Here is a 26,974-nt window from a genome sequence, read left to right on the forward strand (position 1 = left end):
CCGGGATACGGACTCGACGGCGTTCGCTTTCGTTGAAATAAATGGTTGCAATATAAAACCTAATTCAGAAAAGATCAATGCTGAGTGCTCGACCGTTCGGGATCGATGAACGGAATGACCGTTCCAGCCGGAATTGGCATATGAATTCATACGTTACAGCTAATAAATCCATACATTGAAGGGTTTCATCACGCCGCCCCACTTCATCGGCCCCGCATTCGGCAACTGCCCTCGTGATTTACGAGGTTACAACTTAAAACCAGATCATCTACGCTCGAATCAGTTTCAACTTGAAACCATCTTCTCCAACTCCCCGAAGGAGCATTCGATGATCCGGTCCGATGCCACGTTCGACGGCAGCTTTCCGTTCGCCCCGCATTTCGACGACGCATCCGGCTTCCGGATGCACTACGTGGACGAAGGCCCGCGCGACGGCGAAATCGTGCTGTGCCTGCATGGCGAACCCACATGGGGATATCTGTTCCGTCACCTCGTGACGGCGTTGAGCCCGACATACCGCGTCGTCGTGCCCGATCACATGGGCTTCGGCAAAAGCGCGACGCCGCAGGACCGCAGCTACTGGCTGCAGGATCACATCGACAATCTCGAGCGTTTCGTGCTCGCGCACGACCTCGATCGCATCACGCTGGTGATGCACGACTTCGGCGGCCCGGTCGGCATGGGGCTCGCCGCGCGGCATCCGGACCGGATTCGGCGCATCGTATCGGCCAACGGCCCGACGCCGTTCGGGCAGACCGATCTCGCCGAGCGCCTGACGGCGAATGGCCGCGATGCGCCGTGGTTCCAGTGGATCATGCGTGCGGCGGCCGACGGTACGCTCGAAACGGTGCTCGGGCAGCTCGGCTTCAACATCCTGAGCACGTTGAAGCTGAACGGCTTCGAGAACCACGCGATCATCACCGACACGTGGATCGCCGCATACGGCGCGCCGTTCGCGCAACCGGCCGACTGTCTCGGCGCGATCGGATGGGCACGGGGGTTCGCAGCCGGCGCACACCGGTTCGAGGAACCCGATGCGGCGGCGCTGCGCGCGATACGCAGCAAGCCCGCGCTTGCGATCTGGGGAGACGCTGATCGAACGCTCGGCGCCGAACACTTCCTGCCGCTCTTTACCGCGCTGTTTCCGTCCGCGCCAATCGAGCGGCTGGCGGGCGTCGGGCACTACTGCTTCGAGGATGCACCGGATGCCATTGCCGCGCGAATCGCTGATTTCATTCGAACGACGGGCTGAAAAAATTCGGCAGCCGGCTCGAAACACCGGCTGCCGAACGGCGTGCGCGGTCGCTTTCGCGCACGCGTCGCTTCACGTCAACATCAACGTCACCGAATGACCCGCGTCACCCCCCGTCCGCGCGGATCGGCCATCGCTTCCGGCGTCTTGCCGTCGATCTTGATGACCTGGATGTCGCCGCTGAAATCCTGCCCCTTCAGCGTATAGCCGCGCGCCTCGATCTGCTTCGCGAGTTCGCCTTCGATCGGATGGTACGGCTCCCAGAAGATCGTGTTCGGCGGCAGCAACTGGTGATGGAAACGCATCGCGCCAACCGCTTCCTTCAACGGCATCTTGAAGTCGTAGATGTTGTTGATCACCTGGAAAATCGACGTGAAGATGCGCGAGCCGCCCGGCGTGCCGATCACCAGCGATACCTTGCCGTCCTTCGTCATGATCGTCGGCGACATCGACGACAACGGGCGCTTCTTCGGTTCGATCGCGTTCGCGTCGCTGCCTACCACGCCGAACATGTTCGCGACGCCCGGCTTCGCGGAGAAGTCGTCCATCTCGTCGTTCAGCACGATGCCCGTGCCGTCGGCGATCACGCCCGAGCCGAAATAGCCGTTGATCGTGTAAGTGTTCGACACCGCGTTGCCCCACTTGTCGACCACCGAGAAGTGCGTCGTTTCGGCCTTCTCCGGCATCGTCGTGCCGAGGCCCGGCTGCACGCTCTTCGTGTCCGACGGCTCCTTCGGGTTGACCTCGGCCGCACGCTTCGCGATGTACGCGTCGTCGGTCAGCTGCGCGATCGGCACCTTGTAGAAGTCGGGATCGCCGAGATACTGCGCGCGGTCGGCGAACACGCGCTTCTCGATTTCCGCGACGAGATGGATGTACTGCGGCGAGTTGAGCTTGACGCCCTCGAAGTCCTGCTTGAGGTCGGCCTTCATCTTCAGCAACTGCACGAGGCCGATGCCGCCCGAGCTCGGGGGCGGCGCGGTGATCACGTCATAGCCGTTCCACTTCGCCTGCACCGGCTGGCGCCACACCGCGCGGTACTGCGCGAGATCCTCGGTCGTGATCAGCCCGTTGCCGTCGCCGGTCTTCATCGACGCGGCAATCAGCTCGGCCGTCTTACCCTTGTAGAAGCCTTCCGCGCCGCCGTTTGCGATGCGCGTCAGCACGTCGGCGAGATCGGGCTGCTTGAAGTTCACGCCGGCCTTCAGCCCGGAGAAGTACTTGTCGAAGTTGGTCTTGCCGCCGAACTCCTTCGATGCGTCGACGCCGCGCTGCGCCAGTTGCTCGTCGACGACGAAGCCGTCGCGCGCATAGTGGATCGCCGGCGCGAGCACCTGTTTCCACTTCAGCTTGCCGAAGCGTTTCTGCGCTTCCCACATGCCCGCCACCGTGCCCGGCACGCCGACCGCACGCGGGCCGTACAGGCTCATGCCCTTGACGACGTTGCCGTCCTTGTCGAGATACATGTCCTTCGTCGCGGCGAGCGGCGCGCGCTCGCGGTAATCGATGAAGTACGGCTTGCCGTCCTTGTAGATCGTCATGAAGCCGCCGCCGCCGATGTTGCCGGCTTCCGGGTACGTGACGGCGAGCGTGAACGCGATCGCGACGGCCGCGTCGATCGCGTTGCCGCCTTCCTTGAAGATCCGCTCCGCGGCATCCGCGCTGTACTTGTCGGCCACCGCCACCGCGGAACTCGTCAGGACCGCGGGTTGCGGCCCTTTCGCGTAGGCGGGCGCGTTCGGCAGGAAGCCGATGCCGGCCACCGTCGCGAGCACGGCTGCGGATGATTTGAAGCGATTCAGCGTAGTCATTGCATGTCCCCCATGTGGATCTCCTTCAGGCACGACGAGCACCTGATCCGTGGATGGCCGCGGGCGCGCCGACGGCCATACGCCGGCTTCGTAGTATAGGGGGACAAAAAGGGTCGAACACGCGGGGTGCGACGAAAGCATGGCGATTGTGTGCGCGCGGTCACGTTGCGCTGCCGCGACGTGCGCGCGGATCGTTCGACATCGTCACGGCGCGCGCGGTCGCGCAGTGCACAAATCCGAAAGTTGCGAACCGCGCGGCAAGCCTCGCAGCACGTGCAAAAAAATCTGCGAACGCCCCGCCCGCGGCACAGCCCGATCTGCGAAGATAGCGCCCCGTTTGCGCGCCGCATCATCGTTTCGTGCACGCGCCGCTTCACGTTGCTTCGTCTCGCTCCCTATGGCATCACACAATGCACATCACGCGTCCGGCTTCGCAGCCGGCGTCGCCGCCGCCGTCCTCGTCGCGCAAACCGGCGCAACCGGTCCGTGGCATTCGGGCATGCTCGCCGCATTCGCGGCGGGCGTCGCGGGCGGCACCGCGCCCGACTGGCTCGAAGTCGCCTGGTGGAGCCGCAAGCGCCGCCTGTGGATCACGCATCGCACCATCACGCACTGGGGCATCGGCTGGGTCGCGCTGCTCGCGCTCGGCTGGCACGGGCTCATCCATCATCCGCATCCGCTGTGGGCCGCGCCGCTGTTCGGCTTCGCCTGCGGCGGCGTGATGCACCTGCTCGCCGACTGGCCGAATCCGCTCGGCGTACCGTGGATCTGGCGGCGCCATTCGCTGAACCTGTGGAACAGCGGGCATTGCGACTTGATCGTGGTCGCGGCCGCCTGGGGCGGCACGCTGTGGCTCGCGCAATCGCTGTGGTCGCGTGCGCCGCTGATCGAACAGTGGCTCGGCTGGCTGCATCGCGTCTAGTTGCAATTCGACGCAATTCGACACGATTGGGCACGCGATCGACGTGCCGAATCGCACGCAACTTTCCGTCCATTGAAAGTGCAGCGCAGGCCCCCAACTGAGTGTGAATCGTCGGCACGCATGCCCGGCACGCACCCGTGACGTCTGGCACACTGACGATTCGATTCGCGTGCGATGCATCCGCGCGCTCGCACCCCGCTCGCACCCTATTTCAACGCTCCGATGGACGTCACAGCTACCCGCCCTGCCGCCCGTGCGCTCGACGTGTTCCACCCGGCCGTCGCCGCGTGGTTCACACGCACGTTCGCCGCGCCGACCGGCGCGCAGGCGCTCGCGTGGCCGCACATCAAGGCCGGCCGGTCGACGCTCGTGGCCGCGCCGACCGGCTCCGGCAAGACGCTCACCGCGTTCCTGTGCGCGCTCGACGATCTGGTGCGCGATGCGCTCGCGCACGACGGCACGCTGCCCGATGCGACGCTGGTCGTCTACGTGTCGCCGCTGAAGGCGCTGTCGAACGACATCCACGTGAACCTCGACGCGCCGCTCGCCGGCATCGCCGAATCGCTCGCGCAGCTCGGCCTGCCGGTGCCGGCGATCCGCACCGCGGTGCGCACCGGCGATACGACGCAGGCCGAGCGCGCCGCGCTGCGCAAGCGCGCGCCGCACATCCTCGTCACGACACCCGAATCGCTGTACGTGCTGCTGTCGTCCACGTCGGGGCGGCAGATGCTGTCGAACGTGCGCTCGGTCATCGTCGACGAAATCCATGCGCTGGCGTCGTCCAAGCGCGGCAGCCATCTCGCGCTGTCGCTCGAACGCCTCGACGCGCTGGCCGGGCGCGCGCTGCCGCGCATCGGGCTGTCGGCCACGCAAAAGCCGATCGACGCGGTCGCGCGCTTCCTCGTCGGCGGGCCGGCCGACGCGCCGCGCGATTGCGCGATCGTCGACACCGGCCACACGCGCGAGCGCGACCTCGCGCTCGAACTGCCGAACGTGCCGCTCGAACCGGTCATGGCCACCGACGTGTGGGAACAGGTGTACGACCGCATCGCCGGGCTCGCGGCCGCGCATCGCACGACGCTGGTGTTCGTCAACACGCGGCGTACCGCCGAGCGCATGGCGCGCCATCTCGCCGACCGGCTCGGCAAGGACGCGATCGCCGCGCATCACGGCAGTCTCGCGAAAGAGCACCGCTTCGACGCCGAGCAGCGCCTGAAGCGCGGCGAACTGAAGCTGCTCGTCGCGACCGCGTCGCTCGAACTCGGCATCGACATCGGCGACGTCGATCTCGTCTGCCAGGTCGGCTCGCCGCGCGGCATCGCGCCGCTCCTGCAGCGTGTCGGGCGCTCGGGGCACCACGTCGGCGGCGTGCCGAAGGGGCGGCTCTTTCCGCTGTCGCGCGACGAGCTGGTCGAATGCGCGGCGCTGCTCGATTGCGTGCAGCGCGGCGAACTCGATGCGCTGCGGATTCCCGAGGCGCCGCTCGACGTGCTCGCGCAGCAGATCGTCGCCGAAGTCGCGTGCGCGGAATGGCAGGAAGACGCGTTGTATGCGAGCTTCACGCGCGCCGCGCCGTATGCGCGGCTCGCGCGCGAGCGCTTCGACGAAGTGATGAAGATGCTCGCCGAGGGGTTCACGAGCCGGCGCGGCGTGCGCGGCGCGTACCTGCACCGCGACGTGGTCGGCGGCACCGTGCGTGGCCGCCGCAACGCGATGATGACCGCGACCACTTCCGGCGGCACGATCCCCGACATGGCCGACTACGCGGTGCTGCTCGAACCGCAGGGCATCCAGGTCGGCACCGTCAACGAGGATTTCGCGATCGAGAGCCTGGCCGGCGACGTGTTCCAGCTCGGCAACCAGTCGTACCGGATCATTCGCGTGGAAACGGGCCGCGTGCGCGTCGAGGATGCGCAGGGTCAATCGCCGAGCATTCCGTTCTGGCTCGGCGAGGGGCTGGGGCGCAGCGATGAACTGTCGGCGGCGGTCGGCCGGCTGCGTGCGCGGCTCGACGGGCTGTTCGCGGACGGCGACCGGCAGGCGCGGACCGACACGGCGAAGCACGCGAACGTCACCGAGGCCGGCAAGACGCCCTCCCGCGGCAAATCCCGACAAGCGGCCGCCGAAACTGACGCGCCGCCCGCCTCGCCCGACTACGCGCCCGGCGGCACCGCGCTCGCCCCCACCGAAAGCCGCCTCGCGCCCGCGTTGCGCTGGCTCGTCGACGATCTCCACCTGTCGCCCGACGCCGCGCGCCAGATCGCCGACTACCTCGCCCGCACCCGCGCCGCGCTCGGCGCATTGCCGACGCAGGACACGCTCGTGATGGAGCGGTTCTTCGACGAATCGGGCGGCACGCAGCTCGTGATCCATTCGCCGTTCGGCAGCCGCATCAACCGCGCATGGGGGCTCGCGCTGCGCAAGCGCTTCTGTCGCAACTTCAACTTCGAATTGCAGGCCGCTGCAACCGACGACGCGATCATCCTGTCGCTGTCGCTCGCGCACAGCTTCGCGCTCGACGAGGTGTGGCGCTACCTGCGTTCGACCAGCGCCGAACACGTGCTGATCCAGGCGCTGCTCGATGCGCCGATGTTCGGCGTGCGCTGGCGCTGGAACGCGACCACCGCGCTCGCGCTGCCGCGTTTCACCGGCGGCCGGCGCACCGCACCGCAACTGCAGCGGATGAAGAGCGACGATCTGCTCGCGACGGTGTTTCCCGACCAGGTCGCATGCCTCGAGAACATCGTCGGCGAACGCGAGATTCCGCATCACCCGCTCGTCGACCAGACACTCGACGATTGCCTGCACGACGCGATGGACACCGACGGCTGGCTCGCGCTGCTGCGCCGGATCGAAAGCGGCGCGATCGAGCTCGTCGCACGCGACTTGCCCGCGCCGTCGCCGCTCGCGGCCGAGATCCTGAACGCGAAGCCCTACGCGTTCCTCGACGATGCGCCGCTCGAGGAGCGCCGCACGCAGGCCGTGCAGTCGCGCCGCTGGAGCGATCCCGAATCGGCCGATGACCTCGGTGCGCTCGACGCCGACGCGATCGACGCGGTGCGCGACGAAGCGTGGCCGCTCGTGCGCGATGCCGACGAGATGCACGATGCGCTGCTCACTCTCGCCTGCGTCGCCGACGACGAGGCGCACGCGCACGCAGGCTGGCCCGAGCGACTCGCGGAACTCGCGGAACGCCGCCGCGCGACGAAACTCGCGACGCCGGGCGGCGCCGCGCTGTGGGTGCCGGTCGAGCGGCTCGTCTGCCTGCGGGCGCTGCATCCGGACGCGCGCGCGACACCCGCGCTCAAGGTGCCGGCCGCATGCGCGGAGCCATGGGAAGCCGATGCGGCGCTCGTCGACGTGATCCGTGCGCGGCTCACCGGCTTCGGTCCGCTCACGCTCGATGCGATCGCCGCGCCGCTCGGCCTGCCGCCCGCGTCGATCGCGACGGCGCTCGCCGCGCTGGAGCGCGAAGGCTACGTGATGCGCGGCCGCTTCACGCCGGGCGCGACGACCGACGAATGGTGCGAACGCCATCTGCTCGCGCGCATTCATCGCTATACGGTGAAGCGGCTGCGCCGCGAGATCGAGCCGGTCGAACGCGCCGATTTCATGCGCTTCCTGTTCCACTGGCAGCACCTGACACCCGACACGCGCGGCACCAGCCGCGACGCGCTGGCAGCCGTGGTCGAACAGCTCGAAGGCTACGAGGCTGCGGCGAGCGCGTGGGAAGACGCGCTGCTGCCCGCGCGGCTCACCGACTACACGGCGGGCGGCCTCGACGAGCTGTGCCGCTCGGGCAAGCTGGTGTGGACCCGCATCGGCGCGCCGGCGCGCGCGGCCGGCACACCCGTGAAGACGACGCCGATCGTGCTGTTGCCGCGCCGCCATCTTTCCGCATGGCAGGCGTTGCGTGACCCTGATGCGCAACCGGCACTGTCCGCGCGCGCCACGCAAGTGCGTGACGCGCTCGCCGCGCACGGCGCGATGTTCTTCGATGCGCTGCTCGACGATCTGCACATGCTGCCCATCGAGCTCGAACAGGCGCTCGGCGAACTCGTGTCTGCCGGCCTCGTGAATGCGGACAGCTACGCGGGCCTGCGCGCGCTGCTGAAGCCGGCCGTCAAGCGCAGCGCGACCTATGCGCCTCGCACGCGGCGCGGCGGCGCGCTGATCGGCGGGATGGACGACGCAGGGCGCTGGGCGCTCGTGCAGCGTCAGGCACCGCTCGACGATGACGCGCCCACGCCGAAACGCGGCCTCGCCACGACCGATCCCGACGCGCTCGAACATATCGTGTGGACGCTGTTGCGCCGCTACGGCGTCGTGTTCTGGCGACTGCTCGAACGCGAAGCCGACTGGCTGCCGAGCTGGCGCGAACTCGTGCGCGTGCTGCAACGCCTCGAAGCACGCGGCGAGATTCGCGGCGGACGCTTCGTCGCCGGGCTCGCGGGCGAGCAGTTCGCACTGCCCGAGGCCATCCCGATCCTGCGCGAACTGCGGCGGCAACCGGGCGACGGACAATACGTATGCGTGACGGGCGCCGACCCATTGAATCTCGCCGGCACGCTGCTGCCCGGCGACAAGGTGCCGGCGCTGGCCGGCAATCGCGTGCTGTTTCGCGACGGCGTGCCCGTCGCATCGCTGGTATCGGGTACGTTCCACTACGCGCCCGACCTGCCGCCCGCCGCGCGCGAGGACGCACGTCTGCGGCTTGCGCGTTCCTGCTGACATCGGCTGACACGCAAGCGGCAGCCGACTACTGATCGCTGGGCCGCGCGGGCACCATCGTTCGGGTAGCATCGAACGATCGACCGCGCGAACTTCCGCGCGTCGCCCACACAAAACAACACTTTCCGGAGACTGCCGCTCATGCCTTCGCATGCCGATTCGCCCGCTGCCCATCACGCGGGTTCGCTGACCATTTTCCAGGGCGCCGCACTCTATATCGGCGCGGTGCTCGGCACCGGCGTGATCGCGCTGCCCGCGCTCGCCGCCGAAGTCGCCGGGCCCGCCTCGCTGCTCGCGTGGGCCGCGCTCGTCGTGCTGTCCGGGCCGCTCGCGGCCACCTTCGCCGCACTCGGCGCCCGCTATCCCGATGCGGGCGGCGTGTCGACCTACGCGAGGCGCGCATTCGGCCCGAAGGCTGCGGCCATCGTCGGCTGGTGCTTCTATTTCGCGGTGCCGGCCGGCGCGCCGGCCGCCGCGATGTTCGGCGGCGCCTACGTCGCGGCCGTCACGGGCGGCGGACATACGACGGTCATCGTCACCGCCGCCGCACTGATCGCGACCGTATCGGCCGCGAACGCATTCGGCGTCACCGTGTCGGGCCGCATGCAACTCGTGTTGTCAGCACTGCTCGTCGCGCTGCTGCTCGCCGCGGTGCTTGCGTCCGCGCCGCATGCGCGCGCCGCGAACCTGCATCCGTTCGCCCCGCACGGCTGGCTCGCGGTCGGCCAGGCCGCCGCGCTGCTCGTGTGGAGCTTCGCCGGCTGGGAAGCCATCACGCACCTCGCCGCCGAATTCCGCCGGCCTGCGCACGACATGCCGCGCTCGGCCGGCATCGCGGTCGTGGTCGTCGGGTTCCTGTATCTGTCGGTTGCGGCCGCGAGCGTGACGGTGCTCGGGCCTTCCGCGGGCGCCTCGGGCGCGCCGCTCGCCGAACTGATCGCGGGCGGCATCGGCGGCCATGCGCAGGTGCTGGCGGCGGCCGCCGCGCTGCTGCTCACGCTCGGCACGATGAACGCGTATTTCGCCGGCGCAGCCAAGCTCGGCGCCGCGCTCGGACGCGACGGCGCGTTGCCCGCGTGGCTCGCGCAGGGCAGCCAGGTCGGCGGCGTGCCGCGTCGCAGCCTCGGCGTGATCGCGGTGCTGGCGGCCGTCGCGCTGGCCGCCACGGCGCTGTCGGACGTCGGGCCGAAGCCGCTCGTGCTCGTGACGTCCGGATGTTTCGTGATGGTGTACGGGCTCGGCGCGGCAGCCGCGCTGAAGCTGCTGCCGCGCGGCGGCATCGCGTACCGCTGCGCGTGGATTTCGCTGATTGCGGTCGCCGGACTGTTCGTGACGACCGGCTGGTATTTCCTGTGCCCGCTGCTACTTGCGGGCGGTGCACTGCTTTATTTGCAAATCACCGGCCCGCGTCGATGACCCGGCAAGCGCCCGCGGGTCGACGACGCTACCCCGCTCGCCGTGCCCGTCGCGCGCACCATCACGCCGGTCCGGCCGCGCGCCGTTCGTTCGCGCCGCTCAGGCCGGCACCAGCTCGAAGCTGAGCCGTTTGCCGAGCGCGGCGGCCGCGCTCGCGAGCGTCGCGAGCGTGAGGCTCGTGTCGGTTTCGTCGAGCAGGCGGTTGAGTGCGGCGCGGCTGGTTTTCATCCGCGCGGCCATCGCGGTTTTGGTGATGTGCTGCGCCTTCATTTCCTGCCCGATCTGCCACGCGATCACGCGCTTGATCGCGGTGGCGGTGGCCGCTTCGAGATTGCCGTCCGCTTCGAGGAAGGCGTCGAAATCGCTGCCGATATACGGATTGTTCGTGGTCGTCATGTCGTACTCCAGGTGCATGGCGTTGCCGGCTGCCCGACCGTCGGAGACGGTGCGTTCCGGCGCAACCGGGGAATTCAGATGGCGTGCGTCAGCGTTTTCAGGCGCGCGACGGTCACGTCGAGATCGTCCGACGGCGTGGCCCGCGATTGCTTGAAGAAGCCGTGCAGCAGCACCATCGTGTCGCCGACGACCGTGAACAGCACGCGCGCGCTTCGCCCCGGCACCATCACGCGGATCTCCCACAGATCCTTCGCCATCTTCCGGACCAGCGGCATGCCGAGCGGCCAGCCGAGTTGAACGGTCTTGATCTCTTCGCCGATCGCCCTTCGCTCCGCTTGCCCGAGCGCATGGAGCCATTCGCGCACCGGCTCGTGGCCGCGGGCCGTCCGGAAGAACCGCACGCCGAGCGTGACCTGAATCTGCTGTCTCGCCATCGTCTTGTCGTCCATCGTATCAAAAACGGTACGATATGCCAAGCACCCCGACGACGGCTACTGACCGGATGGCCAATCCTGTGGCAACGAAAGAGATCGCCCCAGGCCCGACGGATCAACGCTTGCCGCGAGCAGGCTTGCGCGCCGCGCGTGGCGCCCGGTGCGGGCGCGCCTCGCCGAACCGCGACCGCGCGATGTCGCGCACCGCGTCGATCAGCGTGCGCGCAACCGGCGACGGCTGCGCATCGGTACGCAACACGAGCCCGACCGGCTCGTCGGTGCCCGCCGCCGGCAGCGGCAGGCGCGCCAGCGCACCGGCCGACAGATCGTATTCGGCGGCATAGAGCGGCACGAACCAGACCGCGTCGTTCTCGAGCGCCAGCGCGCGCGCGACCGATACCGACAGCACCTCGATGAACGAATCCAGCGGCGGCGCGCCGCATGCACCGAGCAGTTGTTCGGCCGACTGGCGGATCAGCGTGCCGAACGGCGGCAGCACGACCGGATAGCGCGCCAGCTCTGCGGCCGGCGCCGCGCTCGCAAGCAGCGGATGCCCGGCGCGCACGACCGCGACGAGCGGCTCGTTGTACAACTGCTCGAACGCGAGCCCGATCATCCGCTCCGGCTCCGACAGCCGCCCGATCGCGCATTCGATCGCCCCGGCTTTCAGACGCTCGAGCAACTCGGCGTTCGCGGCCGTCGCGATCCGCACGACGATGCGCGGCCAGCGTGCGGTCAGCGCCTTCATCAAGGCCGGCGCGAGCGAGGCCGCGACGGTCGGCAGCATGCCGATTTCCAGCGTCGCGGCTGCCGCCCCGCCCTCGCGCGCCAGCAGCCCGACGCCCTGCCGCAGCGCCAGCACGCACGCATTCGCGTGCGGCATGAACAGTTGCGCTTCGCGAGTCGGCTGCGCGCCGTGCCGGCCGCGCTCGAACAGCTTCACGCCGAGGATCGCCTCCAGCTCGGCGATCGTCTTCGACACGGCCGGTTGCGTGATCGACAGGCTTTCGGCCGCCTTCTGCACGCCGCCCAGCTGCGCGACCGCGAGAAAGCATTGCAGGTGCCGGAATTTGACGCGGCCGTCGGCGATACGGTTATTCATAACGGGTGGTTATGCGAATGACGATGAATCGCCATTTTGCATAACTTTCCGGAAAGGCCCAAGCGTTCGACGCGGCGTCATCCGTGGCGCCGCAGCGCGTGGAATCCCGTCGGCTCCCAGATCCGTTTCGCGATCAGCAGGGCCGTGCCGTGCTTCTGCCCGAGCGGCGCGGACGACGACTCCGCATGCAGCGCCGCCGCCTTGCTGGCGAGCCGCCGCAGTTCCTGCTCGAGCTCCGCGGCGGCCGCGTCCGTCAGCATCCCTTGCAGGAACGTCATCGTCTCGCCGGGGCCGTCGAAGCGGCTGCCGAGAAAGTCGTCAAGCACGTGCGCGTGGAAGTAACGGCGGATCGGCCCGCCCGGCAGCCAGTCGAAATCGCGCGCGACCCGCACGCGAATCCGGTCGCCGGGCAGCAGCGCGATCACGTTCATCCGGTCGAGCATCAGCAGGTATTTCACGCATTCGGCCTGCGTGAGCCGATAGGCCGCCACGATGTCCTGCACGGTCCAGTAGTTGATCGCGCAGACGGCGACCAGCAGCAGCTTCTCGTCCGACACGAGCAACGCCTCCTGCTGCTCGGTCAGCACGCGCAGGCGCGGCGCGGATGCCGACGCTTCCTGCACGAGCTCGGCGAGCGTATAGCCGAGCAGCTGCGCGATCTCCGCGACGCGTTCCAGCGTGAAGCGGCCGCTCGCGAACAGCCGCTTCACGCTCGTCTCGGAGACGTCGAGCGCACGCGCGACGTCCCGGTAAGTCATTCCCTGCGCCTTGAGCTGGCGCTTCAGCGTCTCGATGAGTTGGGCGGTCTCGGTCATGTCGGTATCAAAAAATGATGCTCGAGGTCGGATATTAGGCTACTCACGCATCCCCATCAGCACTTTTGGATACTTGTCTGCATAATCCGCTCCGTCCTGTCATGCAACGACGGAGCCGAAATGACCACCCGAATCGACACAGCCGCCTGCGAACCGCACTCCACCGCACCGCGCGATGCACGCGACACCGATCGCACGATGCCGCTCGCCACCGTGCGCACGCTGGCCGCCGGCGCGCACGTCGGCGATCTCGTGTTCATCCGCGTGCCGGCCGGTGCACCGGATGCCACGGCCGGCGCGACCGGGTCGGCCGGCACGTGGGCCAACCGCTTCGGCATCGTCGTCGATACGTCGGGCGACGAACCGCTGATCGCCGAGCCCACGGTGTTCGCGTGGACGAAGCTCACGCCGCTGTCTCGCTTCGTCGCCCGTACAGACGGCGGACGCATCGCGCTGGCGCGCCGCGTCGCGGCAGCGTCGGCCGACGCGCAACGCCGCATCCATGCGCTGGCCGAGCAGCGAATCGACGCGCTGCTCGGCAGTCGCTTCAACCTGCGCGCGCGGCGCGGCTTCTGCGCGCAGTACGTGACCGACGTGCTCGGTGCCGGCCACGCGGCGACACCGTCGGCCGTGCTGCGCGGCGGCACGCTGGCGCTCGAATTCGACGGGATCGTGTTCGATCCCCGCCATCCCTGACGACGGGCGCGCTCGGGGAGACCGGATAACAACGAGAACAAACGACAAAAAACAGCGACGGGCTGGCTGGAGGGCCGTGCACGGGGTCGTCACCGACGACGCGAAGCCCGATCGCTTTTTCCGCCGGACAGGCTTCCTGTCCGGCGGATTTTTTCATTGCCCGGACGAACATAACGAATGGTTATGCGATTCGCGAGAAAAGGTCATTTTTCATAACTTTCCGGATTGGCTAAAGTCGTGCCATCCACCTCGCCCAATACTTACCAGGAGACGCCCGATGGATTCCCCCACGATCCTCACGCCGCGCGACTGGCCGTCGCATCCGGCCTATGTCCACCCCGAGTACCGTTCGTCCGTGAAGCGCGGCCCGACCCGCCCGCTGATCCCGCTGAAGGAAAAACTGCGCGACCAGTACGCGCCCGTCTACGGCGCGGAAGATCTCGGCGCGCTCGACCACGACCTGACGAAAAACGCCGTGAAAAACGGCGAGCCGCTCGGCGAGCGGATGGTCGTGACCGGCCGCGTGCTCGACGAAGGCGGCAAGCCCGTGCGCAACACGCTCGTCGAGGTGTGGCAGGCCAACGCGGCCGGCCGCTACGTGCACAAGGTCGACCAGCACGACGCGCCGCTCGACCCGAACTTCCTCGGCGCGGGCCGCTGCCTGACCGACGACGAAGGCCGCTACCGCTTCCTGACGATCAAGCCCGGCGCGTATCCGTGGGGCAACCATCCGAACGCGTGGCGCCCGAATCACATCCACTTCTCGCTGTTCGGCGATTATTTCGGCTCGCGTCTCGTCACGCAGATGTACTTCCCCGGCGATCCGCTGCTCGCGTACGACCCGATCTTCCAGGGCACGCCGGAAGCCGCGCGCGATCGCCTGATCTCGCGCTTCTCGATGGACATCACCGAAGAAGGCTATGCGCTCGGCTACGAATTCGACATCGTGCTGCGCGGCCGCGACGCCACCCCGATGGAGCGCTGAACCATGACGACGCTGAAGCAAACCCCTTCGCAGACGGTCGGCCCGTACTTTGCATACGGCCTGTGCCCGCAACAATACGACTACGACCTGAAAAGCCTGTTCACGCCGACGATTGCCGCAGCGCACGCCGAGGGCGAGCATGTGCTGCTGGTCGGGCAGGTGTTCGACGGCGACGGCAACGTGGTCGGCGACGCGGTGCTCGAATTCACGCAGGTGGATGGCGCGGGCCGCTACCCCGCGTCGCGCGACGACATCGCGAAATCCGGCTTCACGGGCTTCGCGCGAGTCGGCACGGGCACCGACCCGCAGCAGCGCTTCGTCGTCGAGACGGTGAAGCCGGGCCGCGTCGCCGCCGACGAGGCGCCGCACATCAACGTGACCGTGATGATGCGCGGCATTCTCACCCATGCGTTCACACGCGTGTACTTCGACGACGAAGCCGCCGCGAACGCGGTCGACCCCGTGCTGAACGCGGTGCCGGCCGAGCGCCGCGCGACGCTCGTCGCGAAACGCGACGCGCAGCCGGGCCGGCCGGTCGTCTACCGCTTCGACATCCGCATGCAGGGGCCGGAAGAAACCGTGTTCTTCGACGTTTGACGCACGCGCGCGCCGGCACTTGACGGCTTCGGGCGCAACCGCTTCGCCGTGTGGCGCGATACCGACGGGCATCGCGCCACACGGCGTTTTTGCGCACGACGCCGCCATCATTCGATGGTGCACTGCGTCGTGACCAACGGGGCTGCGGATGCCTGTCGTCATCGGCTTCCCGCCCCGATATCGAACGCGCCATTGAAACGCATGCTGCGACAGCACATCAATCGGCGGGTCGACACGATATCGTTTGCGCGTTATGCGGCGTATGCTTCGTTATCTGCAACGAGCTGACAGGATTAAATCAGACGAAGCAACAATGACATGCATCATGCGCGACGCTGCCCCTGAAGCGGCCCGCGCATTTTTTTCAGACAGAGTGCCTTTAAACGCGTCTGGCCGAAGTTGGCGGACGCGTATTTTTTGGCGGCGTCCGGCTAGCGACGAATCTCGAGATAGCGGCTCGGCGTGTCGCCGAGAATGCGGCGAAACGCCGACGTGAACGCACTCGCGCTCGCGTAGCCGAGATCGAGCGCCACGCGCGTCACCGGCTGCCCGTCGGTCAGGCGGGCAATCGCCGCGAGCATGCAGACCTGCTGGCGCCAGGCGGCAAAACTCACGCCCGTCTGCGCGCGGAACTGCCGCGTGAACGTGCGGCGGCTCACGCCTGCGTCGGCCGCGACCCGGTCGAGATCGGCGTCGATCGACGGCGCCGCGAACAGGTGCCGGCACACCTTCGCCAGCCGCGCATCGGCCGGCAGCGGCGCATGCAGCGACAGGCGCGGCATCGTCGCGATTTCCGCGACCAGCAGATCCATCAGCTTGCCCGCGCGACCGTCGACGTCGTACATGGCCGGCAGGTCGATCGCATCGTCGAGCAGTTGCCGCAGCAGCGGCGACACGCCATACACGCCGCACTGGGCCGGCAGCCCGGCCGCCTGCGCGGCGTCGGCGGACACGAACGCATTGAGCATCGTGACCGGCCCGGTCATCGTCATTTCGTGCCGCACGCCGGCCGGCACCCAGCACGCGCGCTGCGGCGGCACCAGCCAACGCCCGTGCGGCGTCGACACGCTGATCGTGCCGCGCGACGCGAATGCGAATTGCCCGCGCACGTGCGCGTGATCCGGAAACGTCGTGCCCGCCGCAAAGTCGTTGGCGAGCACGACCACGCTCCGGGGAATGTGTTCGTAGGGATCTAGCAGCGTATTTCTCACGGCCCGAATTCCATCATCAATGACCCGATATCGAAGGCGGGTCGCCTTCGAACGATCTACGATCCGCTCCACCGTTGCGCGACCTCACGGCCGCGACACCCGCCGGCCTGGTCGGCCGGATGGCAACCTCATCGGAGCGGACATGCCCAATATGTTTCATCGCGTGGGGAAAGGCCCCCACCCTGTTCTCGTGCTGCACGGCTGGTTCGGCGACGCCCGCGCGTTCGAACCGCTCGAAGCCTGGCTGTCGCGCGAGCACTTCAGCTATGTATTCATGGACTACCGAGGTTACGGCCGTATGCGCGACGCCCACGGCAACTACACGATCGACGAGATCGCCGCCGATACGCTCGCGCTCGCCGACGCGCTCGGCTTTCCGACCTTCAGTCTCGTCGGCCATTCGATGGGCGGCATGGCGATCGAGAAGATCGCAGCCATCGCGCCCGACCGCGTGCGCGCGCTGGTGGCGATCGCACCCGTGCCGTGCGGCGGCCTGCCGTTCGACGCCGCGCGACGCGCGCTATTCGAGCGGGCCGCCAACCACCTCGCCGATCGCCGGACCATCATCGACCGCAGCACCGGTAACCGGCTGCCCGCCGCCTGGATCGAGTGGAAAGCCGCGTATTCGGCAGCCTGTTCGTCGGCGCGGGCATTCGGCGCGTACTTCCGCGCGTGGGCCGATACGGATTTCAGCGAAGAGATCACGGGCATCCATCCGGTCAAGGTACTGATCGGCGAGCACGATCCGGCGTTCGACGCGGCGCTGATGGCCCGCACCTACCTGCGGCGCTATCCGCTCGCCAGCGTCGACGTGCTGCGCAATGCCGGCCATTATCCAATGAATGAAACCCCGCTCGCGCTGGTCGCGGCGATGGAAGCATTCCTGCTCGCCCCGACGACCCGCCCCGTCGCGATCGGCTGACCGGCCGCGCGCCGGCGGCATCGTCGCGGCACGCATCACCGCAGCATGAACGACATCGCGGACAGGCTGTTCAGCGTGCGCACCACGTGCTCGACCGACGGCCCGTCGAAGCGCAGCGTCACCGCATCGACGCGCTCGAGCGACGGTAGCACGCAGAAAAGGTCGGCGAGCGCAGCCGTCTGTACGCGCAGCGTGCAGGCGGCCGGCGCGGGCCGATGGACGCCCGCGCGCCGGCCGGACGACAGCGCCTGCGCGACCGTCTCTCGCGCCGCGGTTGCGATCCGGGCGCACGACGCGGACGGCGTGAGCGTCTCGCCGCTCGATGCGCCGCCGGCCGTCTTGACCGTCTCGAAGCGCGCGTCCGGAAACAGCGGCTGCGTTTCCTCGGCGAATACGTCGTCGCCGGTCGCGAGCGCGACATGGGCACCGTATTCGCGCGCCAGCGCGCCACACAGCCCGGCTTCGCCGAGCTCGACGCCATTCAGCCACACCTGCGTGAACGCAAAGCTGTTGATCGTGTGCGCGAGCACGCCGCGCGTCTGCGATTTCGCGTGATAGCCGATCATGAACACGAGATCGGGCTGCTGTTCGAGGCCGGCCATCATTCCGAGCGTGCGCGGCTTGCCGAGCACGATGCGCGCCCGCGCGTCGAGCCCGTCGGGCAGCAGATTGCGATAGCCGCCATGCGAATCGTTGACCCACACGGCCTGCGCGCCGCCCGCGAACGCGCCTTCGATCGCCGCGTTCGCCTCGGCGGTCATCCAGCGGCGTGCGCGTTCGTATTCCGGATTGCCGGCGCGCGTCTGCTCGGTCGCGAATACGCCGGCGACGCCCTCGATGTCGGTCGAGATCAGAATCTTCATGACTGGGTCGGATGCCCTTCGTTATCTTCGTTGAACAGCCGGTCGAGATCGGGCACCGCGTCGCGCAGCGCTTGCCGCACGTGGCCGTCGCGCCCGGCGACCGTCACCGCCTGCAGCAACGCGTCGGCGATCGCGTGCTCGACGCTTTCGGCCGCGGCCATGAACAGCGGATCGAGCGCCGCATCGGCCACGAGGGCCGGCAGCGCGATCGTCGATGCGTCGTGCGCGATCGTGTAGGCGGTCGAGAAAGCGAGCGCGATGTCGCCGCTGCCGTGCCCGTAGACGGACCCCGTGCGGGCCAGCCCCGCCCCCGCGCGGCGCGCGAGCCGCGACAGTTGCCGCGCGTCGAGCGGCGCATCGGTGGCCAGCAACAGGATGATGGAGCCCTGCTCGGGCGGTGCCGCGCGGGCCGCTTCGGCCGCGCGCCGTTGCGCGACGATGCGCCCGAGCGGCACGCCGCCGAGCGTCAGCATCGGCAGCCGGCCGAAATTCGCGAGCACGAGCGCACCGACCGTATAGGGCCGGCCGGCCGCGACGGCCACGCGCGACGCGGAACCGATCCCGCCTTTCAGGTCGAAGCACGACATCCCGCGCCCGGCGCCCACCGCGCCCCGTGCGACGTCGCGCGACGCCGCGCGGCATGCGTCGTCATAGTGCGCGGCGGTGACCGCGAACGCCTGGATGTCGTTCAGGTAACCGTCGTTGCATTCGAACACGAGCGGATTGACGGTCGACCAGTCGCGGCCAATCCGTGGATTCGCCGCGATCGCCGCGCGGATCTGCGCCTGGGCGACCGCGCCGACGCCGAACGTATTGGTCAGCGCGACCGGCGTATCGAGCGTGCCGAGTTCGTCGACCTGCACGAGCCCGACGCTCTTGCCGAACCCGTTGATCACGGCCGCCCCCGCCGGCACCTTGCTGCGGTACACGTCGCCCGGATGCGGCTTCACGACGGTCACGCCGGTCTGCACGCTGCCGGCATCGAGCGTGCAATGGCCGACCGTCACGCCCGGCACGTCGGCGATCGTGCCGCGCGGCCCGGCCGGCAGCGTCGCCGTCCACATCGGTGCAGCCCGCATCAACGGCGCTCCAGCTTCGGGTCGAGCGCGTCGCGCAAGCCGTCGCCGAGCAGGTTGAACGCGAGCACGGTCAGGAAGATCGCGAGGCTCGGGAACACCGCGATGTGCGGCGCCGTCACCATGTCCGCGCGCGCCTCGTTGAGCATCGCGCCCCACTCCGGCGTCGGCGGCTGCGCGCCGAGCCCGAGGAACGACAGGCTCGCGGCGGTGATGATCGACGTGCCGATCCGCATCGTGAAGTAGACGACGACCGACGACACGGTGCCCGGCAGGATATGCCGCATGATGATCGTCCAGTCGGACGCGCCGATGCTGCGCGCGGCCTCGACGTAGGTCATGTGCTTGAGCACCAGCGTGTTGCCGCGCACGAGCCGCGCGAACGCCGGGATGCTGAAGATCGCGACCGCGCAGATCACGTTGACCATCCCGTTGCCGAGGATCGCGACCACGCCGATCGCGAGGAGGATGCCGGGGAACGCGAACAGCACGTCGGCGATGCGCATCGTGATGCGGTCCCACCAGCCTTCGTAGTAGCCGGCCAGCAGCCCGAAGAACGTGCCGATCACCGCGCCGAGCGCCACCGAGAAGAAGCCGGCCGCGAGCGAGATGCGGGTGCCCGCGACGATCCGGCTGAAGATGTCACGGCCGAGCGAATCGACGCCGAACCAGTGCACGGCCGACGGCCCCGCGTTGAGCGCGTCGTAGTCGAAATAGTTTTCCGGATCGAACGGCACGATGTGCGGGCCGACGAACGCCAGCACGACGAGCGCGAGCACGAAGCCGCCCGCGACGAGCGCGACGGTCTGCTTGCGGAACTTGCGCCAGAATTCGCGCCACGGCGTGCGGATCGCGGTCGATGCGGCCGGCGCCGCGGGCTGGACAGTCGCGTTCATGCGCGCCTCACTTGAACCGGATGGTTGGGTTGATGACCGCGTACAGCACGTCGACGGTCAGGTTGATCAGGATGAATTCCAGCGAGAACAGCAGCACGATCGCCTGGATCACCGGGTAGTCGCGCATCGTCACCGCATCGACCAGCAGGCGGCCGAGCCCCGGCCAGTTGAACACGGCCTCGACGACAATCGAGCCGCCGAGCAGGAAGCCGAACTGCAGCCCCATCATCGTGACGACCGGAATCATCGCGTTGCGCAGGCAATGCTTGAACACGACCATCGGCTCATGCACGCCCTTCGCGCGCGCGGTGCGCACGAAGTCCTCGTTCAGCACCTCGACGAACGACGCGCGCGTGAAGCGCGCCATCACGGCGGCGACCGCGGCGCCGAGCGTCAGCGACGGCAGCACGTAGCTCTTCCACGTGCCGTCCGGCACGACCGGCAGCCAGCCGAGCTTCACCGAGAAGATCTCCATCAGCAGCATGCCGAGCGCGAACGCGGGAAACGAAATACCCGACACCGCGATCGTCATCCCGAGTCGGTCGGGCCAGCGATTGCGCCACACGGCCGACGCGATCCCGATCGCCATCCCGATCGCCGTCGCCCACACCATGCTGACGAGCGTGAGCAGCAGCGTCGGCATGAAGCGCTCGCCGATCTCGGTCGACACTGGCCGCTTGCTGCGCGTCGAGATGCCGAAATCGCCGTGCGCGATCTTCACGAAGAAGCTCGCGAACTGGGTCGGCATCGGCTTGTCGAGCCCGAGATCGGCACGCACGAGCGCGACCGTCGCGTCGTCGGCTTCGGGGCCGGCCGCGAGCCGTGCCGGGTCGCCGGGCAGCAGGTGCACGAACAGGAATACCAGCACCGCGACGATCGCGAGCGTGGGCAGCAGGCCGAACAGGCGTTTGACGAGAAAATTCAGCATGGGGCACCGATCGGGTCAACGCGCCGGCGGATTGCGCCGCCGGCGCCGCGTGGCGGGTGAACCGCCGTCATTTCAGCGAGATTTCGTCGAAGTTGAACGAGCCGTCCGGCATCACGTACATGCCCTGCAGGCGCTTGCTGCGTGCGTAGACGATCTTCTCCTGCACGAGGAAGATCCACGGCGCGTCGGCCCAGATCTGCTTCTGCGCATCGGCGTAGAGGCTGGCCTTCTTCGCGCGATCGGTCGTGGAGAGTGCCTGCGCGAGATCGTCGTCGACCAGACCGTTCTTGTAGTACGCCGTGTTGTACAGCTTCGGCGGCGCCGACTCCGACGCAAGCAGCGGCGACAGGGCCCAGTTCGCCTCGCCCGTCGACGCCGACCAGCCGCTGTAGTACATCCGCACCGGCGCCTTCGCCGCATCCTGGGCGCTCTCCACCCGGGCGACGCGCTCGCCGGCCTCGAGCGCCTGCACCTGCACCTTCACGCCGACCTGCGCGAGCTGCTGCTGGACGAACTGGATCACCTTCTGCGCCGTCGTGTGATTGTAGGCGGACCACAGCGTCGATTCGAAGCCGTTCGGATAGCCGGCCTCCTTCAGCAGCGCACGCGCCTTCGCCGGGTCATACGGCCAGGGCCCGAGTTTCGTTGCGTATTCGACGCCCGTCGGCGCCACGCCCGTCTGCGGCGTCGCGTAACCGGCGAACACGACCTTCGCGAGCGCATCCTTGTTGACCGCGTAGTTCAGCGCTTCGCGCACCTTCGGGTTATCGAACGGCTTTTGCCGCGTGTTCAGCGAAATGTAGCGCTGGATGATCGACGGCGCCTCGATCAAGTCCACCTTCGGATTGCTCTTCAGATCGGTCGCCTGCTCGAACGGAATCGTGAACGCGAAATCGGCCTCGCCGGTCTTGATCAGCGCGGCGCGCGTGTTGTTGTCGACCACCGGTTTCCAGTCGATCGCGTCGACCTTCGGATACCCCTTCTTCCAGTAGCCGGCGAATTTCTTCACCTTCATGTCGTCGGTCTGCTTCCATTCGACGAACTCGAACGGGCCGGTGCCGACCGGATGCAGCGACACGTCACGCCCCCACTTCTTCAGCGCGGCCGGCGAAATCATCACCGCGGACGGGTGTGCGAGCGTGTTGATGAACGCCGAGAACGGCTCGCGCAACGTGAACCGCACGGTGTTCGGATCGACCACTTCGGTCTTCTCGATCACCCGGAACAGGCCGTACCGCTTCAGCTTGTTCGCCGGATCGGTCACACGGTCGAAATTCGCCTTCACCGCGGCGGCATTGAAGTCGGTGCCGTCGTGGAATTTCACGCCCTGGCGCAGTTTGACCGTGTACACCTTCGCGTCCGGCGACGCCGTATAGCTGGTCGCCAGCACGTTGACGAGCTTCATGTTCCGGTCGAAACCGAACAGGCCTTCGTAGAACGACTTGACGACAGCCTGCGACACCGTGTCGTTCGCGTCGTACGGGTCCATCGTCGTAAACGTCGAGTACACGGCGACCACGACATTCTGCTGCGCGAACGCGGGCACCGCGACCGACAACGCGAGCGCGCCGGCCCCCGCGGCGAACAGCGCGCGCGGACGGAACATCGGGAACGAATACGACTTGTTCATCTTGTTGGGCTCCTGTGGATGATTCGGTAACGCGTGGTGGAAATCGCGGCGTGACGGCACCCTTTCGGGAAAAAGACGCCGTTGCCTTGCTCGTGCGCAGCTTCGGTCCATATGCACCCTCCCGCGCGTTCAATACGCGCCGCCGACGCGATGCGTCGCGACGTAATGATCGGGGCCGACCGCGACGAGCGGCGCGACGACCGGCTCGTCGCCGACCGCGCGGATCGGGCTCGGAATCTCGTCCGCGGCAAGCTGGCGCGGCGCATGCCGGCGCGCGGGGTCGGCCACCGGCACCGCGCTCATCAGCTTCTTCGTGTACGGATGCTGCGGCGCCTCGAACACCGCGCGGCGCGGGCCGATCTCGACGATCTGACCGAGATACATCACCGCGACGCGATGGCTGATGCGCTCGACGACGGCCATGTCGTGCGAGATGAACAGGTACGCGACGCCGAGCTCGCGCTGCAGGTCGAGCATCAGGTTGACGATCTGCGCCTGCACCGACACGTCGAGCGCCGACACCGATTCGTCGGCGATCACGACCTTCGGATTCAGCGCAAGCGCACGCGCGATCGCGATCCGCTGGCGCTGGCCGCCCGAGAATTCGTGCGGATAGCGACGCGCGGCCTCCGGCGGCAGGCCGACCTTGTCGAGCAGCCAGTCGACGCGCGCCTGCGCCTCGCTGCCGCTCGCGACGCCGTGCACGAGCAGCGGCTCCATGATCGAGAAGCCGACGGTCAGGCGCGGGTTCAGCGACGCGAACGGGTCCTGGAAGATGAACTGGATGTTGCGGCGCAACGCCTGCAGGTCCGAACCCTTCAGCGCGCTGATGTCGCGGCCGTCGAATTCGATCGAGCCGCTTTGCGATTCGACGAGACGCAACAGCGAACGGCCGGTGGTCGACTTGCCGCAGCCCGATTCGCCGACGAGCGCGAGCGTCTCGCCCGCGCGCAGCTCGAAGCTCACGCGTTCGACCGCATGCACGTACTGCGACACGCGGCCGAACACGCCGCTCTTCACCGGAAAGCGCGTGACGAGATCGCGCACGCGCAGGATCGGCGGCGCGGCGTGATCGACGGGCGGCTGCGCATCGTTCGCATCGTTCGCGGCGGGCGCCGTGGTCGGAGCCGCGGCCGTCGCGCGCGTGCCGTCCACCTTCAGCAGCGGGAATTTCTCGGGCGCGTCGGTGCCCTGCATCGAGCCGAGCCGCGGCACGGCCGCGAGCAGCGCCCGCGTGTAGCGATGCGCGGGCGTCGCGAAAATGCGGTCCGACTCGCCCTCCTCGACCTTCTCGCCGCGATACATCACGAGCACGCGGTCGGCCACTTCGGCCACCACGCCCATGTCGTGCGTGATGAAGATCACGCCCATGTTCATTTCGTCCTGCAGCCCGCGCACCAGTTGCAGGATCTGCGCCTGGATCGTCACGTCGAGCGCGGTCGTCGGCTCGTCGGCGATCAGCAGCGCGGGCCGGCACGACAGCGCCATCGCGATCATCACGCGCTGCCGCATCCCGCCCGACAGCTGGTGCGGATAGCGCGCGAACACGCGGCGCGCCTCGGGGATGCGCACGAGATCGAGCAGCCGCAGCGCTTCCGCGCGGGCTTCGGCCGCGCCCTTCGACTGGTGCAGCGCGATCGCTTCGCTGATCTGGTCGCCGACGGTGAACACCGGGTTCAGCGACGTCATCGGCTCCTGGAAGATCATCGCGATGTCCGCGCCGCGGATGCCGCGCATCGTCGCGGCACTCGCCCGCGCGAGATCGACCAGCGCGCCGCCGCGGCGCCGGAACGCGATCCGGCCGCTCGTGATCTCGCCGCCGCCGTGCTCGACGAGCCGCATCAGCGCGAGCGACGTGACCGACTTGCCCGAGCCCGATTCGCCGACGATCGCGAGCGTCTCGCCGCGATCGACGTGAAACGACACGTTGCGCACCGCGTCGAACGTCGCGCCTTCGCGGCGGAACGTGACCGACAGGTCGTCGACGGCCACCACGCGCTGCTCGGGCAGCGCCAGGGGCGACGAGTTACGGTTCGAAGTCATGGCGTATCTCCTCGTGCGATCCGGATTCAGGCCGCATCGTCGCGGTAGATGCCGACGACCGGCGCTTCACCGACGCGTGCGTAGCCGCGATACATCCCTTCGGTGTTGAACGGCATCGCGACGTTGCCGTGCGCGTCGACCGCGATGATCCCGCCGCGGCCCGCGAGGCGCGGCAGCTTGTTCATCACGACGTCGTGCGCGGCGTCGGCGAGCGACGCGCCGCGATACGCGATCTGCGCGGCCACGTCATGCGCGGTCGCGAGCCGGATGAACATCTCGCCGGTGCCTGTCGCGGAGACCGCGCAAGTCGCGTCGTCCGCATAGCAGCCGGCGCCGATGATCGGCGAATCGCCGACGCGCCCCGGCTGCTTGTTCGTGATGCCGCCCGTCGACGTCGCCGCCGCGATATGGCCGTTCAGATCGCACGCGACCGCGCCGACCGTGCCGTGCTTGCGGTCCGGATCGAGCGGCTCGGCGGGTTGTGCGGCGGGTTGTGCGGCAGCGCCGAATGCGAAGCTGGCCGCGTCGTGGTCGAGCATCATGCCGGCCGCCGCGCGCGCCTTCACCCACTGCGCATGCCGCGATTCGGTGTCGAAGTAGCCGGGTTCCGCCAGTTCGAGTCCCTGCGCGGCCGCGAACGCATCGGCGCCCGCGCCGGCGAACAGCACGTGCTCGCTCGCCTCCATCACGCGCCGCGCGGCGAGCACCGGGTTGCGCACGCGGGTCGCGCAGCAGATCGCGCCGGCGCCGAGCGTCGCGCCGTCCATGACCGCCGCATCGAGTTCGTGCTTGCCTTCGGCCGTATAGACGGCGCCGCGCCCGGCGTTGAACAGCGGGCAATCCTCGAGCATCCGCACCGCGACGGTGACGGCGTCGAGCGCGCTGCCGCCCTCGGCCAGCACCTGTTGCGCGGCCTGCAGGATCGCGGTGAGTTCGGCGCGGTACCGACGTTCGGTGTCGGTATCCATCGCTTCGCGCAGGATCGTGCCTGCGCCGCCGTGAATCGCGACGATCGCGGATGAAGTCATGATTTTTTCGGACGAGCGGAAGAAGGGTTGGCGGCCGGCAGCGCCGCTTGCGGCTGCACGAGCCACGGCAGCAGGAATTCGGTCATCTCGGCGGCGGATTTCGCGGACCGGTGGGTGCGCAGCGCGACCGCATCGATCAGCGCCTCGATCATCGTGAGCACGGCGGCTTCCGACGTGGCCGCGAAACGCCGCTCGGCCTTGACGTACAGGTTCAGCGACGCGATCGGCGCGAGCGGCGATTGCGGGCCGTCGGTGATGCCGAGCACGCGCGCGCCGCGCGCCGCCGCACGGCGAGCCAGCTCGATCGTGTCCTTCACGTAGCGCGGACACGCGAGCGCGATCACGAGATCGCGCGAGTCGGCCGTATACAGGCGCCGCGCCGCATGCGACGGGCCGCCCAGCAGCGCGAGCGATTGCACGTTGTCGTGGCACACCGACAGCCCGTGCTCCATCAGCCCGGCGAGAAATGCGCTCGACCCGGCGCCGAGAATCAGCACGCGTCGTGCGCCAACGATCGCCTCGACCGCCGCCTCGACGTCGGCCGCATCCAGTTGCGCACGCGTGTTCTCGATGTTGGCGGCAGCCTGGTCGAACACCGCGTCGATCCATGCGGCGCCGCGTACGCCGGACTCCTGCTCCTGCGCGGAACGCAGCCGTTCGACCGGTCCGAGCGTGGCCTCGAAGCCGCGCACGAGCGCCGCGCGCATCGCCGGATAGCCGTCGAAACCGAGTGCCTTCGCGAAGCGGTTCGCGGTCGCGATCGACGCATTCACCGCCTGCGCGAGCTCGTCGATCCGCATCGTCGCCGCGCGAAACGGGTTCGCGAGCACGAATTCGCCCATGCGCCGGTGAATCGGCGTCATCAACGGCATCGTCGACGCGATCCGCTCGGCGATCGCAGGTTCGTCGTGACTGACATCGGGCGGAACGAGAGGCGTCATGCGAAGGGTTGTTGCAAGGTTCGATGAAAATGAATTTACACAATCCGATTCCCGAAAAGAAATAAATTTTCATCAGGGTTGTCACGCCCCATCCGGCGTGCGTCGCCCCTCCTGGCGATCATCCGGCCCCGTCGCACGGGCCTTTGACGGGCGGCCGTCCTGCGCCGCCGCGCGAGCGATCGCCTCCGCTCATCGGGAAAACCCCAGGTACGTTCGTTCGAATGCAGATTCACGTTGACCGGATTCGCATTCGAACATAGGATGTTCGAAAATGATCAG

General features: G+C 68.2%; 22 protein-coding genes. 8 read left to right on the forward strand and 14 right to left on the reverse strand.

Features of this window, described 5'->3' with window-relative positions; all coding sequences use genetic code 11:
* The first annotated feature begins 328 nt into the window (after positions 1-328).
* Positions 329-1,252 (forward strand): alpha/beta fold hydrolase, encoded by a 924-nt coding sequence (locus BLS50_RS19675; RefSeq protein WP_074803596.1) that lies wholly within the window; start codon positions 329-331, stop codon positions 1,250-1,252.
* Between the two features lie 89 nt (positions 1,253-1,341).
* Here BLS50_RS19675 and ggt read toward each other — a convergent pair whose 3' ends face one another.
* Positions 1,342-3,063: a gamma-glutamyltransferase gene (gene ggt, locus BLS50_RS19680; RefSeq protein WP_053524868.1), complete on the reverse strand. Its 1,722-nt coding sequence runs from the start codon at positions 3,061-3,063 to the stop codon at positions 1,342-1,344.
* A gap of 397 nt (positions 3,064-3,460) precedes the next feature.
* Between ggt and BLS50_RS19685 the strand changes: the two genes are divergently transcribed.
* From BLS50_RS19685 to BLS50_RS19695, 3 genes are all read left to right on the forward strand, one after another.
* Entirely contained in the window at positions 3,461-3,985 is a 525-nt protein-coding gene (locus BLS50_RS19685) for a metal-dependent hydrolase (protein WP_053524869.1), read from the forward strand.
* Between the two features lie 222 nt (positions 3,986-4,207).
* Positions 4,208-8,716, forward strand: coding sequence for a DEAD/DEAH box helicase (locus BLS50_RS19690; RefSeq protein WP_074803598.1), 4,509 nt, complete (start codon positions 4,208-4,210; stop codon positions 8,714-8,716).
* Between the two features lie 141 nt (positions 8,717-8,857).
* Positions 8,858-10,132: an APC family permease gene (locus BLS50_RS19695; RefSeq protein ID WP_074803600.1), complete on the forward strand. Its 1,275-nt coding sequence runs from the start codon at positions 8,858-8,860 to the stop codon at positions 10,130-10,132.
* A 99-nt stretch (positions 10,133-10,231) separates the two neighbouring features.
* Here the strand turns inward: BLS50_RS19695 and BLS50_RS19700 are convergent, their stop codons facing one another.
* The 4 genes from BLS50_RS19700 to BLS50_RS19715 all read right to left on the reverse strand — a co-directional run bounded on the left by BLS50_RS19700 (position 10,232) and on the right by BLS50_RS19715 (position 12,879).
* Positions 10,232-10,528: an XRE family transcriptional regulator gene (locus tag BLS50_RS19700; RefSeq protein ID WP_006479223.1), complete on the reverse strand. Its 297-nt coding sequence runs from the start codon at positions 10,526-10,528 to the stop codon at positions 10,232-10,234.
* 74 nt (positions 10,529-10,602) lie between these two features.
* Entirely contained in the window at positions 10,603-10,962 is a 360-nt protein-coding gene (locus BLS50_RS19705; RefSeq protein WP_074806537.1) for a type II toxin-antitoxin system RelE/ParE family toxin, read from the reverse strand.
* Positions 10,963-11,077: 115 nt separating this feature from the next.
* Complete coding sequence (gene pcaQ / locus BLS50_RS19710; RefSeq protein ID WP_027812368.1) at positions 11,078-12,064, reverse strand: pca operon transcription factor PcaQ; 987 nt, start codon at positions 12,062-12,064, stop codon at positions 11,078-11,080.
* A 77-nt stretch (positions 12,065-12,141) separates the two neighbouring features.
* Positions 12,142-12,879, reverse strand: a complete 738-nt coding sequence (locus tag BLS50_RS19715; RefSeq protein WP_011547891.1) for a helix-turn-helix domain-containing protein — start codon at positions 12,877-12,879, stop codon at positions 12,142-12,144.
* 120 nt (positions 12,880-12,999) lie between these two features.
* Here BLS50_RS19715 and BLS50_RS19720 point away from each other — a divergent pair, with 120 nt between their 5' ends.
* The 3 genes from BLS50_RS19720 (at position 13,000) to pcaG (ending at position 15,157) form a co-directional block, all read left to right on the forward strand.
* On the forward strand, positions 13,000-13,575 hold the full coding sequence (locus tag BLS50_RS19720) for a YiiX/YebB-like N1pC/P60 family cysteine hydrolase (protein WP_074803602.1): 576 nt from the start codon (positions 13,000-13,002) through the stop codon (positions 13,573-13,575).
* A gap of 277 nt (positions 13,576-13,852) precedes the next feature.
* Positions 13,853-14,560 carry a protocatechuate 3,4-dioxygenase subunit beta gene (gene pcaH / locus BLS50_RS19725; RefSeq protein WP_006489685.1) on the forward strand — a complete coding sequence of 236 codons (708 nt, stop codon included), beginning with the start codon at positions 13,853-13,855 and terminating at the stop codon, positions 14,558-14,560.
* A gap of 3 nt (positions 14,561-14,563) precedes the next feature.
* Positions 14,564-15,157: a protocatechuate 3,4-dioxygenase subunit alpha gene (gene pcaG, locus BLS50_RS19730; protein ID WP_027809337.1), complete on the forward strand. Its 594-nt coding sequence runs from the start codon at positions 14,564-14,566 to the stop codon at positions 15,155-15,157.
* Between the two features lie 431 nt (positions 15,158-15,588).
* Here pcaG and BLS50_RS19735 read toward each other — a convergent pair whose 3' ends face one another.
* The gene (locus BLS50_RS19735) at positions 15,589-16,368 is read right to left on the reverse strand and encodes an AraC family transcriptional regulator (RefSeq protein ID WP_074803605.1); all 780 of its coding nucleotides are present in this window, start codon (positions 16,366-16,368) and stop codon (positions 15,589-15,591) included.
* Positions 16,369-16,510: 142 nt separating this feature from the next.
* Here BLS50_RS19735 and BLS50_RS19740 point away from each other — a divergent pair, with 142 nt between their 5' ends.
* On the forward strand, positions 16,511-17,290 hold the full coding sequence (locus BLS50_RS19740; protein ID WP_074803607.1) for an alpha/beta fold hydrolase: 780 nt from the start codon (positions 16,511-16,513) through the stop codon (positions 17,288-17,290).
* Between the two features lie 35 nt (positions 17,291-17,325).
* On the opposite strand, the gene BLS50_RS19745 is transcribed toward BLS50_RS19740, so the two are convergent.
* The 8 genes from BLS50_RS19745 to BLS50_RS19780 all read right to left on the reverse strand — a co-directional run bounded on the left by BLS50_RS19745 (position 17,326) and on the right by BLS50_RS19780 (position 26,695).
* Positions 17,326-18,153: a M55 family metallopeptidase gene (locus BLS50_RS19745; protein WP_074803609.1), complete on the reverse strand. Its 828-nt coding sequence runs from the start codon at positions 18,151-18,153 to the stop codon at positions 17,326-17,328.
* Positions 18,150-19,232 (reverse strand): DmpA family aminopeptidase, encoded by a 1,083-nt coding sequence (locus BLS50_RS19750; protein ID WP_074803611.1) that lies wholly within the window; start codon positions 19,230-19,232, stop codon positions 18,150-18,152. Before BLS50_RS19750 ends, BLS50_RS19745 begins: the two co-directional genes overlap by 4 nt.
* Positions 19,232-20,125 (reverse strand): glutathione ABC transporter permease GsiD, encoded by an 894-nt coding sequence (gene gsiD, locus BLS50_RS19755; RefSeq protein ID WP_011547899.1) that lies wholly within the window; start codon positions 20,123-20,125, stop codon positions 19,232-19,234. Before gsiD ends, BLS50_RS19750 begins: the two co-directional genes overlap by 1 nt.
* A gap of 7 nt (positions 20,126-20,132) precedes the next feature.
* A complete protein-coding gene (gsiC, locus tag BLS50_RS19760; RefSeq protein WP_074803613.1) occupies positions 20,133-21,053 on the reverse strand; it encodes a glutathione ABC transporter permease GsiC in 921 nt (306 codons plus the stop codon).
* A gap of 67 nt (positions 21,054-21,120) precedes the next feature.
* The gene (gene gsiB / locus BLS50_RS19765; RefSeq protein ID WP_027812375.1) at positions 21,121-22,683 is read right to left on the reverse strand and encodes a glutathione ABC transporter substrate-binding protein GsiB; all 1,563 of its coding nucleotides are present in this window, start codon (positions 22,681-22,683) and stop codon (positions 21,121-21,123) included.
* A gap of 129 nt (positions 22,684-22,812) precedes the next feature.
* Complete coding sequence (locus BLS50_RS19770; RefSeq protein WP_074803616.1) at positions 22,813-24,726, reverse strand: dipeptide ABC transporter ATP-binding protein; 1,914 nt, start codon at positions 24,724-24,726, stop codon at positions 22,813-22,815.
* A gap of 26 nt (positions 24,727-24,752) precedes the next feature.
* Positions 24,753-25,754 carry an isoaspartyl peptidase/L-asparaginase family protein gene (locus tag BLS50_RS19775; protein ID WP_074803617.1) on the reverse strand — a complete coding sequence of 334 codons (1,002 nt, stop codon included), beginning with the start codon at positions 25,752-25,754 and terminating at the stop codon, positions 24,753-24,755.
* Positions 25,751-26,695 (reverse strand): MurR/RpiR family transcriptional regulator, encoded by a 945-nt coding sequence (locus BLS50_RS19780; protein ID WP_011547904.1) that lies wholly within the window; start codon positions 26,693-26,695, stop codon positions 25,751-25,753. The genes BLS50_RS19775 and BLS50_RS19780 overlap by 4 nt, the downstream gene beginning before the upstream one ends.
* Between the last annotated feature and the right edge of the window lie 279 nt (positions 26,696-26,974).

Source organism: Burkholderia orbicola (assembly GCF_900100915.1).
In the GTDB taxonomy this organism is placed as follows: Bacteria; Pseudomonadota; Gammaproteobacteria; order Burkholderiales; family Burkholderiaceae; genus Burkholderia; species Burkholderia orbicola.

Bases quoted from the DNA above. Each gene is read 5' to 3' on its own strand.
- BLS50_RS19780 (WP_011547904.1), bottom strand. From the start codon at position 26,695: ATGACGCCTCTCGTTCCGCCCGATGTCAGTCACGACGAACCTGCGATC.
- BLS50_RS19695 (WP_074803600.1), top strand. From the start codon at position 8,858: ATGCCTTCGCATGCCGATTCGCCCGCTGCCCATCACGCGGGTTCGCTG.
- gsiD (WP_011547899.1), bottom strand. From the start codon at position 20,125: ATGAACGCGACTGTCCAGCCCGCGGCGCCGGCCGCATCGACCGCGATC.
- pcaH (WP_006489685.1), top strand. From the start codon at position 13,853: ATGGATTCCCCCACGATCCTCACGCCGCGCGACTGGCCGTCGCATCCG.
- pcaQ (WP_027812368.1), bottom strand. From the start codon at position 12,064: ATGAATAACCGTATCGCCGACGGCCGCGTCAAATTCCGGCACCTGCAA.
- gsiB (WP_027812375.1), bottom strand. From the start codon at position 22,683: ATGAACAAGTCGTATTCGTTCCCGATGTTCCGTCCGCGCGCGCTGTTC.
- BLS50_RS19720 (WP_074803602.1), top strand. From the start codon at position 13,000: ATGACCACCCGAATCGACACAGCCGCCTGCGAACCGCACTCCACCGCA.
- pcaG (WP_027809337.1), top strand. From the start codon at position 14,564: ATGACGACGCTGAAGCAAACCCCTTCGCAGACGGTCGGCCCGTACTTT.
- BLS50_RS19750 (WP_074803611.1), bottom strand. From the start codon at position 19,232: ATGCGGGCTGCACCGATGTGGACGGCGACGCTGCCGGCCGGGCCGCGC.
- BLS50_RS19705 (WP_074806537.1), bottom strand. From the start codon at position 10,962: ATGGCGAGACAGCAGATTCAGGTCACGCTCGGCGTGCGGTTCTTCCGG.
- gsiC (WP_074803613.1), bottom strand. From the start codon at position 21,053: ATGCTGAATTTTCTCGTCAAACGCCTGTTCGGCCTGCTGCCCACGCTC.
- BLS50_RS19745 (WP_074803609.1), bottom strand. From the start codon at position 18,153: ATGAAGATTCTGATCTCGACCGACATCGAGGGCGTCGCCGGCGTATTC.
- BLS50_RS19700 (WP_006479223.1), bottom strand. From the start codon at position 10,528: ATGACGACCACGAACAATCCGTATATCGGCAGCGATTTCGACGCCTTC.
- BLS50_RS19690 (WP_074803598.1), top strand. From the start codon at position 4,208: ATGGACGTCACAGCTACCCGCCCTGCCGCCCGTGCGCTCGACGTGTTC.
- ggt (WP_053524868.1), bottom strand. From the start codon at position 3,063: ATGACTACGCTGAATCGCTTCAAATCATCCGCAGCCGTGCTCGCGACG.
- BLS50_RS19775 (WP_074803617.1), bottom strand. From the start codon at position 25,754: ATGACTTCATCCGCGATCGTCGCGATTCACGGCGGCGCAGGCACGATC.
- BLS50_RS19740 (WP_074803607.1), top strand. From the start codon at position 16,511: ATGCCCAATATGTTTCATCGCGTGGGGAAAGGCCCCCACCCTGTTCTC.
- BLS50_RS19715 (WP_011547891.1), bottom strand. From the start codon at position 12,879: ATGACCGAGACCGCCCAACTCATCGAGACGCTGAAGCGCCAGCTCAAG.
- BLS50_RS19770 (WP_074803616.1), bottom strand. From the start codon at position 24,726: ATGACTTCGAACCGTAACTCGTCGCCCCTGGCGCTGCCCGAGCAGCGC.
- BLS50_RS19675 (WP_074803596.1), top strand. From the start codon at position 329: ATGATCCGGTCCGATGCCACGTTCGACGGCAGCTTTCCGTTCGCCCCG.
- BLS50_RS19685 (WP_053524869.1), top strand. From the start codon at position 3,461: ATGGCATCACACAATGCACATCACGCGTCCGGCTTCGCAGCCGGCGTC.